13 protein-coding genes and 1 tRNA gene are annotated in these 14,301 nt (G+C 58.4%); 10 read left to right on the forward strand and 4 right to left on the reverse strand.

The annotated features are described in order from the left end of the window. The first annotated feature begins 455 nt into the window (after window positions 1–455). Complete coding sequence (locus C6A40_RS06250; protein ID WP_021242095.1) at window positions 456–983, forward strand: LuxR C-terminal-related transcriptional regulator; 528 nt, start codon at window positions 456–458, stop codon at window positions 981–983. Between the two features lie 55 nt (window positions 984–1,038). Here C6A40_RS06250 and C6A40_RS06255 read toward each other — a convergent pair. Both C6A40_RS06255 and C6A40_RS06260 read right to left on the reverse strand, forming a co-directional pair. Next, window positions 1,039–1,114: transfer RNA gene (locus tag C6A40_RS06255), tRNA-Phe, on the reverse strand. Window positions 1,115–1,209: 95 nt separating this feature from the next. After that, a complete protein-coding gene (locus tag C6A40_RS06260) occupies window positions 1,210–1,923 on the reverse strand; it encodes a DUF554 domain-containing protein (protein ID WP_008499781.1) in 714 nt (237 codons plus the stop codon). 182 nt (window positions 1,924–2,105) lie between these two features. Here C6A40_RS06260 and C6A40_RS06265 point away from each other — a divergent pair, with 182 nt between their 5' ends. After that, the gene (locus C6A40_RS06265; protein WP_045335215.1) at window positions 2,106–4,241 is read left to right on the forward strand and encodes an ornithine decarboxylase; all 2,136 of its coding nucleotides are present in this window, start codon (window positions 2,106–2,108) and stop codon (window positions 4,239–4,241) included. A gap of 88 nt (window positions 4,242–4,329) precedes the next feature. Here C6A40_RS06265 and C6A40_RS06270 read toward each other — a convergent pair whose 3' ends face one another. Together C6A40_RS06270 and C6A40_RS06275 are read right to left on the reverse strand one after the other, a co-directional pair. Then, entirely contained in the window at window positions 4,330–5,022 is a 693-nt protein-coding gene (locus tag C6A40_RS06270; protein WP_008499779.1) for a response regulator, read from the reverse strand. Continuing rightward, window positions 5,012–6,637, reverse strand: coding sequence for an ATP-binding protein (locus tag C6A40_RS06275; protein WP_032664372.1), 1,626 nt, complete (start codon window positions 6,635–6,637; stop codon window positions 5,012–5,014). The genes C6A40_RS06270 and C6A40_RS06275 overlap by 11 nt, the downstream gene beginning before the upstream one ends. A gap of 344 nt (window positions 6,638–6,981) precedes the next feature. Here C6A40_RS06275 and C6A40_RS06280 point away from each other — a divergent pair, with 344 nt between their 5' ends. Genes C6A40_RS06280 through citG form a run of 8 tightly spaced genes read left to right on the forward strand, consistent with a single transcriptional unit; the run spans window position 6,982 to window position 14,293 of the window. Next, window positions 6,982–8,343, forward strand: coding sequence for a 2-hydroxycarboxylate transporter family protein (locus tag C6A40_RS06280; RefSeq protein WP_021242090.1), 1,362 nt, complete (start codon window positions 6,982–6,984; stop codon window positions 8,341–8,343). 17 nt (window positions 8,344–8,360) lie between these two features. Beyond that, window positions 8,361–9,224, forward strand: a complete 864-nt coding sequence (locus tag C6A40_RS06285; RefSeq protein ID WP_021242089.1) for a fumarylacetoacetate hydrolase family protein — start codon at window positions 8,361–8,363, stop codon at window positions 9,222–9,224. A gap of 13 nt (window positions 9,225–9,237) precedes the next feature. Beyond that, a complete protein-coding gene (gene citC, locus C6A40_RS06290) occupies window positions 9,238–10,260 on the forward strand; it encodes a [citrate (pro-3S)-lyase] ligase (RefSeq protein WP_045335217.1) in 1,023 nt (340 codons plus the stop codon). 16 nt (window positions 10,261–10,276) lie between these two features. Continuing rightward, window positions 10,277–10,570: a citrate lyase acyl carrier protein gene (gene citD, locus C6A40_RS06295; RefSeq protein ID WP_008499773.1), complete on the forward strand. Its 294-nt coding sequence runs from the start codon at window positions 10,277–10,279 to the stop codon at window positions 10,568–10,570. Beyond that, window positions 10,567–11,442, forward strand: a complete 876-nt coding sequence (gene citE / locus C6A40_RS06300; RefSeq protein WP_023326048.1) for a citrate (pro-3S)-lyase subunit beta — start codon at window positions 10,567–10,569, stop codon at window positions 11,440–11,442. Before citD ends, citE begins: the two co-directional genes overlap by 4 nt. Window positions 11,443–11,452: 10 nt before the next feature. Beyond that, a complete protein-coding gene (gene citF / locus C6A40_RS06305; protein WP_025912474.1) occupies window positions 11,453–12,976 on the forward strand; it encodes a citrate lyase subunit alpha in 1,524 nt (507 codons plus the stop codon). Then, on the forward strand, window positions 12,973–13,512 hold the full coding sequence (gene citX / locus C6A40_RS06310) for a citrate lyase holo-[acyl-carrier protein] synthase (RefSeq protein WP_045335218.1): 540 nt from the start codon (window positions 12,973–12,975) through the stop codon (window positions 13,510–13,512). Before citF ends, citX begins: the two co-directional genes overlap by 4 nt. Next, window positions 13,490–14,293 (forward strand): triphosphoribosyl-dephospho-CoA synthase CitG, encoded by an 804-nt coding sequence (gene citG / locus C6A40_RS06315; RefSeq protein ID WP_045335220.1) that lies wholly within the window; start codon window positions 13,490–13,492, stop codon window positions 14,291–14,293. The genes citX and citG overlap by 23 nt, the downstream gene beginning before the upstream one ends. Window positions 14,294–14,301: the final 8 nt, after the last annotated feature.

The raw sequence follows: 14,301 nt of genomic DNA on the forward strand, positions 1-14,301 counted from the left end.
GTTTTGAGATAATTCTGTAATGAGCAGTTTTTTGTGTTTATTTTGAATTGAGTGATTAATTGTAATTAATTGAAATGTAATGGTTTTATTTTTATTGTGACAGTTTTGTATATATTTTTAATGACGCTTGCTAGCCTCAATTAAAGTACTTTCTGGTGCATGTTTGGGAAGTTTCATGACAAAAATTCTTAATGTTTAGAGAAGTGACTTTTCTGCGATTGTTTTTTATTTATAATTAAAGACAGACATTGAATGATAGTCTACAGGAAGTCTTACTCATCAATGTGTGTATTGAGGGATGTCTAAAGCCAGAATACATCTATCGTTAATATAACAGCGCTATAAAACGAAGGCGGTCTTCTTTTCGCAGGATCGTTCTTGCTTTAATCTAAAAGGGATGGTTAGTGGCAACTTCAATAGTGTTAGTGACTCAGGATCGCTACCTTGTCAGGGGGATGCGGATATTTTTTCCGGATATTATCCTGCTCGATTCGATTGACAGAAACATATTTGATAACGGTGCAGATGAATATTCTGTATTGATTGATAGTCGTGCGCCGCTCCGTTTATATGATTACCTGATACGCCATCCGGCCAGAACGAAAAAAACGATTTGCTGCGTTATGCTTGATATGCGCCATCGCGAGGAGAATCTGCTCAGTATGAAGCTGTTTATGAATACGTCGCTGACGGCGCCGGACATGGCCTCGCTGTTTAACCTGGTGCTCAATATGAAGGGCCGTCGCCTGACCACGAAGTGGCTGCTGAATTTACGGCTGAGCACGCATGAAACGATCATGTTGCGGTTGCTGAGAGCAGGGATGTCAATGGAGGAGATTGCAGGCGAGCTGAATACGTCGGTGAAAAGTCTCTATCGCAAACGAATGGCGCTCTCGGAACGACTGGGGGCGGAGAACTTCAACGAGGCGTGTTTGTTTATCTTCAAAAACAAACTGCTGGGCGCAGGTGGGAACGATCCCTAAAGTTGTCAGGAATTCAAAAGCAAAAACCCGCCACGAGGGCGGGTTTTTTAAATAGTGGTGCCCGGACTCGGAATCGAACCAAGGACACGGGGATTTTCAATCCCCTGCTCTACCGACTGAGCTATCCGGGCAACGGGGCGCATTAAACCCGATCTGCCCCGTGGCGTCAACGAAAAATGTTGTTTTCGTTACGGACTGCGCAATCTCTCACCATTTCGCCGCATCCTTAAGCGAAAAAGTGCGTCCAGAGCGCGGAGAGCGGCATGGCGAGCAGCAGCGCGGGCAGCATGTTCACCACGGCAAACATCTTGATCCCACAGATGCGCAGCCCTGTTGCCAGCAGCAGCAGGCCGCCGACGGCGGTAAAGTCTGCCATCATCGCCGGCGTAGTGAGCGGGAGAATTAACGTGGCGCAGGTAGCCAGTGCCAGCTGGATAAGCAGCATCGGCACGCAAATCGCCGCGACGGCAATGCCGAGCGTGGTGGCAAAAATGGTGGCGGTGAAGAAATCCAGAAACGCTTTTGCAATCAAAATGCTCGGGTCGCCCGTCATCCCTTCCTGCATCGAACCGAAAATCCCGGTGCCGCTGGCGCAAAACAGAATAATGATGGCGACGTAGTTCTGAATAAACGTCTCGTGCGTGCCGTGCTTCGCCTTGCCCGGTCGGGCTATCAGGTTTTTGGCTTTGCCTACCGCATTATTGATGCCTTTTTCCAGATAGCAAAACTCGCCAATCAGCGCGCCGAGCAGGGTGGCCAACACCATCACCGGCAGGTTGGCGCATTTGACCACTAACAGAATACCGATCCCTAACGAAGCCAGGCCGAATATCGAGGGCATGGATGAGCGGATACGCTCCGGCAGCCGCTGGCTCAGCACTGCGCCGAGTACGCCGCCCAGCAATACGGCTCCTGCGTTGATAAATGGCCCGATAACCACGCTTAACTCCTGTTATTTAATCATTGATATTGCATTATTATGGCACGTCAGCGCTGCGCGGGCCTTAGCTTTGGGTGATATACGTGCATACTGATTCCTTCTTGCACCTCAAAATAAAAGGTGACATTATTGCGCGAATTTTCTCCTCCCTGTCTCACCGTTCGGTGAGGGTAATTGCGCTTATGAAAACCATGAAAATCGCCGTCAGCCGCGAGCTGCTCTCAACGGTGTCTACGCATCGCGAAAAGGTGACGCTGGACAGCACGGATTTCACCGATGTGGCAGCCGTCGTCATGACGACGACAGAGAGTCGCAGCGGCATCCTTGCCTTGCTGAAACGCACGGGCTTTCATTTACCGGTGTTTATTTTCTCTCAGGAGCCAACGGAGGTGCCTGACGGCGCCACCGCGGTCATCTCGGGTAAAGCTCAGGAGTTTCTGGAACTGGAGACTGCTGCCAGCCGTTACGAAGAGAACCTGCTGCCGCCGTTTTTCGACACCCTGAGTCAGTATGTGGAGATGGGCAACAGCACTTTCGCCTGTCCGGGCCACCAGCACGGCGCGTTTTTCAAAAAGCATCCGGCAGGGCGGCAGTTCTATGATTTCTTCGGTGAGAACGTGTTCCGCGCGGACATGTGCAATGCCGACGTGAAGCTGGGCGATCTGCTGATCCACGAAGGGTCCGCCAAGCATGCGCAAAAGTTCGCGGCGAAAGTGTTCAACGCGGACAAAACCTACTTCGTGCTGAACGGCACGTCGGCGGCCAACAAGGTGGTGACCAACGCGCTGCTGACCCGCGGCGATCTGGTGCTGTTCGACCGCAACAACCATAAATCTAACCACCACGGGGCGCTGATCCAGGCGGGCGCCACGCCGGTGTACCTTGAGGCCGCACGTAACCCGTTTGGCTTTATCGGCGGGATCGACGAGCATTGCTTTGACGACGCGTATCTGCGGGATCTGATCCGCGAGGCGGCGCCGGAAAAGGCCGACGAGGCCCGCCCCTTCCGCCTGGCGATCATTCAGCTTGGCACCTACGACGGGACGATCTACAACGCCCGTCAGGTGATCGACAAGATCGGCCATCTGTGCGACTACATTCTTTTTGACTCCGCCTGGGTAGGCTACGAGCAGTTTATTCCAATGATGGCGGAAACGTCCCCGCTGTTGCTGGAACTGAACGAGAACGATCCGGGCATTTTCGTGACCCAGTCGGTGCACAAACAGCAGGCCGGGTTCTCGCAAACCTCGCAGATCCATAAAAAGGATAACCATATCCGCGGCCAGGCGCGTTTCTGCCCGCACAAGCGGCTGAACAACGCCTTTATGCTGCATGCCTCCACCAGCCCGTTTTACCCGCTGTTCGCGGCGCTGGATGTCAATGCGAAAATCCACGAAGGGGAAAGCGGGCGCAGGCTGTGGGCCGAGTGTGTGGAGCTGGGCATTGAGGCGCGCAAGGCCATCATCGCCAACTGCCATATGATCAAACCGTTTATCCCACCGGTGGTGGCGGGGCGGCCGTGGCAGGATCATCCGACGCACGCCATTGCCAGCGAGCTGCGCTTCTTCAGCTTCGAGCCGGGGGCCAAATGGCACGGGTTTGAGGGCTATGCGAGCGAGCAGTACTTTGTTGACCCGTGCAAGCTGCTGCTGACCACGCCGGGCATTGATGCCGAAACCGGGGAGTACACCGATTTCGGGATCCCGGCGACGATTCTGGCGCACTACCTGCGTGAAAACGGCATCGTGCCGGAAAAATGCGACCTTAACTCGATCCTGTTCCTGCTGACGCCTGCTGAAAGCAGCGACAAGCTGGCGCAGCTGGTGGCAATGCTGGGACAGTTTGAACAACATATTGAAGACGACACCCCGCTGGCCGACGTGCTGCCGACGATCTTCCAGAAATACCCGGTGCGCTACCGGGATTATACCCTCCGCCAGCTGTGTCAGGAGATGCACGATCTCTACGTCAGCTTCGACGTGAAGGATTTGCAGAAGGCGATGTTCCGCAAGGAGAGCCTGCCTGAGGTGGTGATGAACCCGCAGGATGCCAATCAGGCGTATATTCGCGGGAATGTAGAGCTGGTTCGCATACGGGATGCCGAAGGGCGGATTGCTGCCGAAGGGGCGCTGCCCTATCCGCCGGGCGTGCTGTGCGTGGTGCCGGGTGAAGTCTGGGGCGGGGCGGTACAGCGTTACTTCCTGGCGCTGGAGGAGGGCATCAACCTGCTGCCGGGCTTCTCGCCGGAGCTGCAGGGCGTTTACAGCGAGAAGGATGCCGACGGGATTAAGCGGCTGTATGGATATGTGTTGAAGTAAACTCTCCCCCGAACGTAGGCCGGGTAAGCGTTAGCGCCACCCGGCGATTTGCCCGGTGGCGCAAGCTTACCGGGCCTACAATATAGCTTCAGGCTTCTGCGCGGCGGTACATCCTCCTTGGATGCCCAATCTTGCCGTACAGCATCTCCACGCTGAGAAACCCGGTCTCTACGCAGTGCTCCAGATAGCGACGGGTGGTGGTTTTACTCAGTCCCGTCTCGCTCACCACTTCATCCACGGTAAAGCAGTGCGTTGCCTTGTCGTTAAACAGCGACTGCACCCGCGCCAGGGTATTTTCCTCAATGCCCTTGCTGCCGTTGTCCTGGCGGTAGTTTTTCGCCTGAAGCTGATACAGCGAATCGACGTTCTGCTGGTCGACAATCTTCCAGACGCGCTGCTGTTCGGCAAACTGCACAAACCGCTCCAGCGACTGGCTGAGCCGCTTCCAGGAGACGGGTTTGAGGATGTAGTCGAACGCGCCGTTGCGGATCGCCTGGCTGCAGGTGTCCATATCGCTGGCGGCAGTAATAAAAATGACCGAGCAGTTGGCGCGGGCCAGCATGGGGTTATTGATCAGCGAGATCCCTTTGCCGTCCGGCAGATAGTTATCCAGCAGCACCAGCTGCGGCTGTTTGCTTGCAAGCTCTGCCTGGGCCGCAGCCAGCGACGAGGCAATGCCCACCAGCCTCAGACGCGGATGCTTGCTTATCAGCTCCGCGTGCAGTTGCGCCAGCTCGTTCTCGTCTTCAACAATCAGTACGTCGATAAGTTCATGTTGCATAGTCGGTGTCTTCCAGTTGCCGGGCGGTTCCCGTGGCCGGGATAAACAGGGAGAAAATGGCGCCGCGCGGGATATTATCGGCAACTTCTATCGCGCCGCCAGCCTGTGTGACGTAGCTTTCGATCAGATACAGACCAATCCCATGATCGCCGCGCGTTTTGGTGGTGATGCCGCGCTCAAAGATCCGCTCACGGATCTCCGGCTTGATGCCAACGCCCTGGTCGGCCACTTCAATAATCAGCTCCTGTTCGCTGAGCTTTATCAGCACCTCCACCGGCGCGTGGGGAAGCGGCGACCGCTGCGTCGCTTCGATAGCGTTATCCAGCAGGTTGCCAATAATCGAAATCAGCTCTTGTTCCCCCAACGGCAGGAACGGCCTGTCCAGCCGACAGGCCGGGTCGAAACTCAGCTCGACCCCTTTCTCCCGCGCGCGGGCGGCTTTCCCCAGCAGCAGGCCGCACAGGGTCGGGGAGCTGAAGCGCGAAGAGATAAAGTCCAGCAGCTCCTGAGCGTGTTCAGACTGCGCCTGAATGTAGCCAATCGCCTCCTCATAGCGGCCCATATGCAGCAGACCGGAGAGGGTGGTCATCCGGTTTAACTGCTCATGACGCATGATGCGAAGGTTATCGACGTAGCGTTTGACCTGGCTGAGCTGGGCGCTCAGCGAGTCGATCTCGTTGCGATCGCGGAAGGTGATCACCCAGCCCTGCAGCGATCCCTCAAGCATGATGTGGACCCGGCTGGCAATCACCGTGAGATCGTTAAAACGGCAAATCTCATCATGGGTATCTTTCGCCAGCATCGTCTGCGTGTCGAAGAACGGGACCGGATCGATCACCTGGCTTATCAGCTGCCCGCGAAGCTCACGGGCCGGCTGACTCAGCCCAAGCAGCTTGCGCGCCGCCTGGTTGATGACTTCAATCCGCCTTTGATCGTCAATGGCAATTACGCCTTCATAAATAGACTCCATCAACGCCTTCTGCTGGCGCACCAGCAGGCCGATCTCGCGCGGCTCGAGGGAGAAGATCTGCTTCTTAATACTGCGGGTAAAGAACCAGGAGAAGATAAAGAGAGCAATCAGCAGCAGCACCGCGGCAATCAGGATATTGACCACTTTACTGACGGTAATGGTGTCCAGGTAGCTGGTGAGATAGCCGACCGAAACAATGCCGACCACCTGTCCGGCAGCGTTGAAGATGGGGGCCTTACTGCGCAGCGAAATACCCAACCCGCCTTTGCGGATGGTGGTGGTGCTTTTACCCTGCAATACGGCTTCGTTGTCACCGCCTACCAGCGTGGTGCCCACTCTGTCGGCGAAGACGGAGTGAAAAAGATGCTGGCCCTTATTATCACCAATCACAATAAAGCTGGCGTCACTGTGCGCAGAAATCTTCTGCATAAAATCATGGATGGCGGCGATATTCTTTTGTTCAACTTCATGTCGCAATGTTGGAATAAGCGCAATCTCTTCAGCCTGTATTTTGGCGCGCGTGCTCATTTCCTGATAAAGCTGTTTCCCGACATCGGCATAATAATATCCGCCCAGTAACGCAAAAAGCACTGAGAAAAAGGCAACCAGCGAAATAAACAGCTTTATCTGGAAAGAGACTTTCATAACTCTCACGCAAGGTAGCGACAAAGAACGCCAATATATCATCTTTTTTCGCGCGGACGTCCGCTTTGCCGAAAACTTGTGATCCCTTGCACAGCGGGCGTTGTAAAAGCATCATCCCAAAGACGGGTGGCCTCTGGCTGCACGAATAAATGTTATTTGTTTGTTCAATTCAGAAAAGAAACCATAAAAACCACGACAATAAATAAGGCATAAATCACATTAAATAAAAGAAACCATTAAAACCATAGCTGCCATTAAAACTTCGCTTTTAATATGTCATTCCTCACATAAAGTAAGCCTTTGTGACTCTAAGCTGAACGCACAAAATAACCAAGGGGCTTATTATGAGCACAACTGACGATTCTTTCTCTGTTACCCACGACCCGATTGAAATTCAGCGGCCTTCGCTCAAAGAGCGCTGGTGGCATATTATGGATACCTGGAAAATCGGGATTATTCCTCTGCCGCTGTTCGTTCTGGCGGGCGCGCTGATCGCCATTGATTGCCTGGGCGGAAAACTGCCGAGCGATATCGTGGTGATGGTGGCGACGCTGGCCTTCTTCGGCTTTGCCTGCGGTGAGTTTGGCAAACGCCTGCCGATTGTCGGCAAGCTCGGCGCGGCGGCGATTTGCGCCACCTTTATCCCTTCCGCGCTGGTCTATTATGGCCTGCTGCCGGACGTGGTGGTCGAGTCCACCACCAAGTTCTACAAATCCACCAACATTCTCTACCTCTATATCTGCTGCATTATTGTCGGCAGCATCATGAGCATGAACCGCACGGTGCTGATTCAGGGCTTCCTGCGCATCTTCTTCCCGATGCTGTGCGGCGAAATCGTCGGCATGCTGGTGGGGATGGGCGTCGGCCTGGCGCTGGGTCTTGAGCCATTCCAGATCTTCTTCTTTATCATTCTGCCGATCATGGCGGGCGGCGTGGGCGAAGGGGCAATCCCGCTTTCCATCGGCTATGCCACCCTGCTGCATATGGACCAGGGCGTGGCGCTCGGTCGCGTGCTGCCGATGGTCATGCTCGGCGGTCTGACTGCCATCATTATCTCCGGGTGCCTGAACCAGCTGGGCAAGCGTTATCCACACCTGACCGGTGAAGGTCAGCTGATGCCGAACCGCGCCAATGCCGATGCCACCGTTTCTCAGCCCGCGTTCTCCGGTAAAGCGGACGTGACCACCATCGCCTCCGGCGCGCTGCTGGCGGTGCTGCTCTACATGCTGGGCATGCTCGGCCACAAGCTGATTGGCCTGCCTGCGCCGGTCGGCATGCTGTTTATGGCGGTGCTGGTGAAGCTTTGCAACGGTGCCTCTCCGCGCCTGCTGGAAGGCTCTCAGGTGGTGTACAAGTTCTTCCAGACCTCCGTGACCTACCCGATTCTCTTTGCCGTTGGCGTGGCCATCACCCCATGGCATGAACTGGTGGCCGCCTTCACGCTGACCAACCTGCTGGTGATTATCAGCACCGTCTCCGCGCTGGTGGCGACCGGGTTCTTCGTCGGCAAAAAGATTGGCATGCACCCGATTGATGTCGCCATCGTCTCCTGCTGCCAGAGCGGCCAGGGCGGTACCGGCGACGTGGCGATCCTGACCGCAGGCAACCGCATGAGCCTGATGCCGTTCGCCCAGATTGCTACCCGTATCGGCGGGGCGATTAACGTCTCCATCTCTCTGCTGATTCTGGGCAACTTCCTCGTTTAAGTTTTCAGGAAAGAACAATGAAACTCGCAAGCTTTTTATACCAGGGAAAACGCAGCTACGGCATCGTCCAGGCCGACGGCGTGATTGATTTAGGCCGCCGTCTGGGCGACCGCTACAGCGACCTTAAGGCGCTGCTGCAGGGCAACGGGCTGGCGCAGGCCACCCGCTACCTGAACGATGCCGTGGACGTGCCGATGAGCGCCATCACCTTCTTACCGGTGATTGAGCAGCCGGAAAAAATCCTCTGTGTGGGCATGAACTACGCCGACAAGCGCAAGGAGTTTGACCAGCACAACCCGGCCCCGACGCTGTTTGTCCGCTTCCCGGACTCACAGACCGGCCACAACGAGCCGGTGCTGAAGCCGCGCCACTCCAGCGAATTCGACTACGAAGGCGAGCTGGCGGTGATCATCGGTAAAGGCGGGGAGAACATCAGCCGCGACGACGCCCTGCGCCACGTGGCCGGCTACAGCTGCTACATGGACGGCTCCGCCCGCGACTGGCAGCACACCTGGTTTACCGCCGGTAAAAACTGGCGCAAAACCGGCGCGTTTGGCCCGTGGATGGCGACGGCGGACGAGATCCCGGATCCGCACCAACTGGCAATCCGCACCTGGCTGAACGGCCGCATGGTGCAGGAAGACAACACCAGCAGCATGATCCACAAGGTGGCGGAGCTGATCGAATACATCAGCACCTTCACCCGCTTAAGTCCTGGCGATGTGATCATCACCGGATCCCCAGGTGGGGTGGGTAAAAAGCGCAATCCGCCGCTGTTTATGAAAGAGGGGGATCGCATTGAGGTGGAGATCGAGCATATCGGTCATCTCAGCAACGTGATCGTGGAAGCGCCAGCCGTCGGGCTTGCGGCAGCACATTAAGTAAGGCGGCAGCATGCATTCGCAACCCATCGATTTTCGCCACACGCTGGTGGCGAAACACCCGGAACGCTTAAGTCAGATCCGTTACCTGCTGGCAGACAGCGGCCTTGGCCTGGACAACGACATCACGCTGTTCGTCGAAGCCTGGTCCGGCCCGCAGCTGGTGGGTTGCGCAGGGCTTGCCGCCAACGTCGTCAAGTGCGTGGCGGTCAACGAGCAGCTTCGTGGCGAGAACCTCAGCGCGCGGCTGCTGGCGGAGGTGCAAAATGCGGCGCTGGAGCGCGGCCATTTTCACCTCTTCCTCTGCACCCGGCCGTGCAACCGGGAGCGCTTTGCCCGCAGCGGCTTCTGGCCGATTGCCCAGAGCGGGAACAACGCCGTGCTGATGGAGAACACCCCGCAGGGGATCGCGCGCTACTGCCGTTCTCTGCGCGCGAGCCGCAAGTGCGGGGAGAAGATTGGCGCCATCGTGATGAACGCCAATCCGTTTACCCTCGGCCACCGCCATCTGGTGGAGCAGGCGGCAGCGCAGTGTGACGCCCTGCATCTGTTCGTGGTGCGCGAAGACGCGTCGTTCTTTCCGTTCAGCGCGCGTCTGGAGATGGTGCGCGCGGGCGTGGCGCACCTGCCGAACGTGGTGGTGCATGAGGGCTCGCAGTACATCATTTCCCGCGCCACGTTTCCGGCCTACTTCCTGAAGGAGACCGGCAAGGTGCAGCAGGCGTGGAGCGAGATCGACGTGCTGATCTTCCGGGACTTCATCGCCCCGGCGCTCGGCATCACGCACCGCTTCATCGGCTCGGAGCCGTTCTGCGACATCACCCGCCAGTACAACCAGACGCTGCACGACCTGCTGGCCTCGCATATCGAGGTGGTAGAAATGCCGCGCATCAAGGCCACCGGTAACGCCATATCGGCGTCCGAAGTGCGCCGATTACTGAAGACACAGCAATTTTCCCGGATCCGGGAGATTGTCCCGGACTCCACCTTCGCGCACCTCGAAACGCATTACCGTGCGAGTGCCGAAGTCGCTTAACTACCAGGAATTTATCATGAAAATTGTAAGGGAGGCGCTGGCCGGAACGCAGGAGTCCAGCGACCTGATGGTGAAAATTGCTCCCGCTCACGGCGAGCTGGAGATCGTCATCCACAGCGAAGTGATTAAGCAGTTTGGCGAGCAGATTCGCCAGGTGGTCAACGACACATTGCGCGCCATGAACGTGCACCAGGGATTAATCATTATTGAAGACAAAGGGGCGCTGGACTGTGTGATCCGCGCCCGCCTGCAAAGCGCGCTGATGCGTGCCGCCGATGAACAGGCCATCAACTGGGGGGCGCTGAAATGAGCAAACTCCGCCGCAGCATGCTGTTCCTGCCGGGCGCTAACGCCGCCATGCTCTCCACCGCCTTTATCTACCGTCCCGACTCTATCATGTTTGACCTTGAGGACGCCGTTGCCCTGCGCGAGAAGGATACGGCGCGCATGCTGGTGTTCCACGCGCTGCAGCACCCGATGTATCAGGATATCGAAACCGTGGTGCGCATTAACCCGCTGAGCACGCCGTTTGGTCTGCTGGATCTGGAAGCCGCCGTGCGGGCCGGCGTGGACGTGATCCGTCTGCCGAAAACCGATACCCCGGACGACATTTACGAGCTGGAGGGCCACCTCGAGCGCATCGAGCAGGCGTGCGGCCGCGAGGTCGGCTCCACCCGCGTGATGGCGGCGATTGAATCGGCCATTGGCGTCATCAACGCCGTGGCGATTGCCCGCAGCTCTCCGCGCCTCATCGGCATTGCGCTGGCCGCCTTTGACTACGTGATGGATATGCAGACCGAGCGCGGCGACGGCACCGAGCTGTTCTACGCCCGCTGTGCCGTGCTGCACGCCGCCCGCGCGGCGGGTATCGACGCCTTCGACGTGGTGTGGTCAGACGTTAACGACGAGGCCGGGTTCCTGCGTGAGGTCGATCTGATCCGCAAGATGGGCTTCAACGGCAAATCGCTGATTAACCCGCGCCAGATTGACCTGCTGCACAACGCCTACGCCCCGACGCAGGAAGAGGTGGATCACGCCAGAAGGGTGATTGAGGCGGCAGAAGAGGGCGAACGTAACGGCCTTGGCGTGGTGTCGCTCAACGGCAAAATGGTGGATGCACCGATTATTAACCACGCGCAGGTGGTGCTGGAGCGCGCGGCGGCCTCCGGCGTGCGTCGGTAAGGATGAGATAATGAATCAGACAGAACTTCTCCACGTGAATTTCCCCCATCTGCGGGACTTAAAACCCTTTGATACCGCCCACAGCGCCACGCCGTGGCTGGCGGACAGCGACGCGAAGCACAGCCGCAAGCTCTGCGCCTCCATTGAAGAGGCGGTTAAACGCTGCGGCCTGCAGGACGGGATGACCATCTCCTTCCACCACGCGTTTCGCGAAGGCGACCGGGTGATTAACACCGTCGTGGCGCTGCTGGCGCGGATGGGCTTCAAAAACCTGACGCTGGCCTCCAGCTCGCTGATGACCTGTAACGACGCCCTGATCGAGCATATCGAAAGCGGCGTCATCACCCGGATTTACACCTCGGGCATGCGCGGCAGGCTGGCGGATGCCATCTCCCACGGGCTGATGGACGAGCCGGTGCAAATTCACTCCCACGGCGGGCGCGTGAAGCTGCTCCAGGACGGCGAGCTGAATATCGACGTGGCGTTTCTCGGCGTGCCGTGCAGCGATGCGTTTGGCAACGCCAACGGGACGCACGGAAAATCGTGCTGCGGCTCGCTGGGCTACGCCATGGTGGACGCCCACTTTGCCCGCAAGGTAGTGCTGCTGACCGAAGAGCTGGTGCCGTTCCCCAATATGCCCGCCAGCCTGGTGCAGGACCAGGTGGACTACATCGTGCAGGTGGAGAGCGTGGGCGACCCGGCGAAAATCAGCGTCGGCGCGGCGCGCGTCACCAGCAACCCGCGCGAGCTGATGATCGCCCGCTATGCGGCGGACGTGATCGAGCATTCCGGCTACTTCAAACCGGGCTTCTCGATGCAGACCGGCTCCGGCGCGGCGGCCACGGCCTGCACCCGCTTTATGGAAGAGAAGATGGAGCGCAGCGGCGTGAAGGCGCGCTTTGCGCTCGGCGGCATCACCGGCAGCCTGGTGGATCTGCACGAGAAGGGGCTCATCGAAAAGCTGCTCGATACCCAGTGCTTTGACGGTCAGGCGGCGGCCTCGCTGGCGCGTAACCCGAACCACGTGGAGATCTCCACCAACGTCTACGCCAACCCCGGCAGCAAGGCGGCAAGCTGCGACCAGCTCGACGTGGTGATCCTCAGCGCCCTGGAGATCGACGTCGAGTTCAACGTCAATGTTATCACCGGCTCCGACGGCGTGATGCGCGGCGCGTCCGGCGGGCACTGCGACGTGGCCGCCGCGGCGAACCTGACCATTGTGGTCGCGCCGCTGCTGCGCAGCCGCATTCCGACGGTGGTGAAGCGCGTTACCACGCGCCTTACGCCGGGGGAGAGCATCGACGTGCTGGTCACCGATCACGGTATTGCGGTCAACCCGGCGCGCCCGGAAATCCGCGAGCGGCTGCTGGAGGCCGGGCTGAAGGTTGTGGATATCAACGCGCTGTATGAACGGGCGATCTCCCTGACCGGCGTCCCGAAACCGATTGAGTTCACCGACAAAATCGTCGGGGTGATCCGCTACCGCGACGGCAGCGTGATCGACACCGTGCGACAGGTGAAGGAGGACGTATGACTTTAGCGACACCCGTGCGGGCGGGTGTCAGCCTTGACGAACTGCTGGCGGCGAAAGAGCGCCGCGCAGCGCGCCAGGCTGACATGCTTGAGCACTATCAACAACCGGTGATCTCCCTCACGCTGGTCACGCCGGGGGAAATCAAGGACAGCCTGCGCTACCGCAATACCATGGGCGTGGCGCTGCAGATGTGCGACCAGCTGCTGTGGGAAAACCGTTGGCAGGTGCTGGACCGCCAGGTGCTGTGGCTCCCGACCGGGCCCGAAGCCCTGTGGTGCGTGGCCCATCCGGCGGTGGAAATTAAGGCGCACTGTGCAGAACTGGAGCAGACGCACCCGCTCGGCAGGCTGTGGGATCTTGACGTGATTTGCCCTCAGCACGGCCACGTCGGGCGTCAGTCGCTGGGGGGGAATCTCAGGCGCTGCCTGATCTGCGACGCGCCCGCGCATGCCTGTTCCCGTTCGCGCAATCACCCCATTGAGCAGGTGGTTTCCCGCGTGGAGAAGACGATCGATGACTGGTTTGCTCGCGACTAAACCGCGCCCGGCTGACGTGCCCGCGCTTGCCGAAGCGGCGCTGTGGCAGGAGCTGGAGCTGACGCCCAAGCCGGGGCTGGTGGACAGGCTCAACAACGGTTCCCATCGCGATATGGACCACGCGCTGTTTGTCCGCAGCATTGCGGCGATTACGCCGTGGTTTTCGCGCTTTGCCGAGCTGGGCAGCGCGCATGCGGATAAACCGGCTGGGGAACAGCTACGACTTCTCCGCCCGATGGGGCTGGCCTGCGAGCAGGCGATGTATGTCGCAACGAACGGAGTGAACACCCACAAGGGCGGGATTTTTGCCCTGGGTTTACTGTGCTTCGCCGCCGGGCGTGTGAAAAATGTCTCCGCAGAGAGCCTCTGCTGTGAGGTGAGTAACATCTGCCGCGGGCTGGTGTCGCGGGAGCTGGCCGCACGCAGCGGACAGGCGACGGCGGGCGAGCGGCAGTTTAAGCAGTACGGCTTAACCGGCGCGCGCGGTGAGGCGGAGAGCGGCTTTGCGACGGTGCGTAAGGCTTTGGATTCGTGGAACGGACAGTCGCTTCACGGCCTGCTGTTGCGCCTGATGGCCGTCAATCAGGACAGTAATCTGGTTTCTCGCGGCGGCATGGAAGGGTTGCGCTACGTTCAGGGCTACGCGCGGGAACTGCTGGATAACGGCTGGGACCGCGAGGCGTTGAGCAGAATGGATAACGCACTGATTGAACGGAACCTGAGCCCGGGCGGCAGCGCGGATTTGCTGTCGGTGGGGTGGGTGCTTTCTGCAATAAAATAGCCGGGTGG

It is taken from the genome of Enterobacter sp. GER_MD16_1505_Eko_090 (assembly GCF_003331015.1).
Lineage (GTDB): Bacteria > Pseudomonadota > Gammaproteobacteria > Enterobacterales > Enterobacteriaceae > Enterobacter > Enterobacter roggenkampii.

Coding starts and splice junctions, on each gene's coding strand:
- C6A40_RS06250 (WP_021242095.1), top strand. CDS start 456: ATGCGGATATTTTTTCCGGATATTATCCTGCTCGATTCGATTGACAGA.
- C6A40_RS06265 (WP_045335215.1), top strand. CDS start 2,106: ATGAAAACCATGAAAATCGCCGTCAGCCGCGAGCTGCTCTCAACGGTG.
- C6A40_RS06270 (WP_008499779.1), bottom strand. CDS start 5,022: ATGCAACATGAACTTATCGACGTACTGATTGTTGAAGACGAGAACGAG.
- C6A40_RS06275 (WP_032664372.1), bottom strand. CDS start 6,637: ATGAAAGTCTCTTTCCAGATAAAGCTGTTTATTTCGCTGGTTGCCTTT.
- C6A40_RS06280 (WP_021242090.1), top strand. CDS start 6,982: ATGAGCACAACTGACGATTCTTTCTCTGTTACCCACGACCCGATTGAA.
- C6A40_RS06285 (WP_021242089.1), top strand. CDS start 8,361: ATGAAACTCGCAAGCTTTTTATACCAGGGAAAACGCAGCTACGGCATC.
- citC (WP_045335217.1), top strand. CDS start 9,238: ATGCATTCGCAACCCATCGATTTTCGCCACACGCTGGTGGCGAAACAC.
- citD (WP_008499773.1), top strand. CDS start 10,277: ATGAAAATTGTAAGGGAGGCGCTGGCCGGAACGCAGGAGTCCAGCGAC.
- citE (WP_023326048.1), top strand. CDS start 10,567: ATGAGCAAACTCCGCCGCAGCATGCTGTTCCTGCCGGGCGCTAACGCC.
- citF (WP_025912474.1), top strand. CDS start 11,453: ATGAATCAGACAGAACTTCTCCACGTGAATTTCCCCCATCTGCGGGAC.
- citX (WP_045335218.1), top strand. CDS start 12,973: ATGACTTTAGCGACACCCGTGCGGGCGGGTGTCAGCCTTGACGAACTG.
- citG (WP_045335220.1), top strand. CDS start 13,490: ATGACTGGTTTGCTCGCGACTAAACCGCGCCCGGCTGACGTGCCCGCG.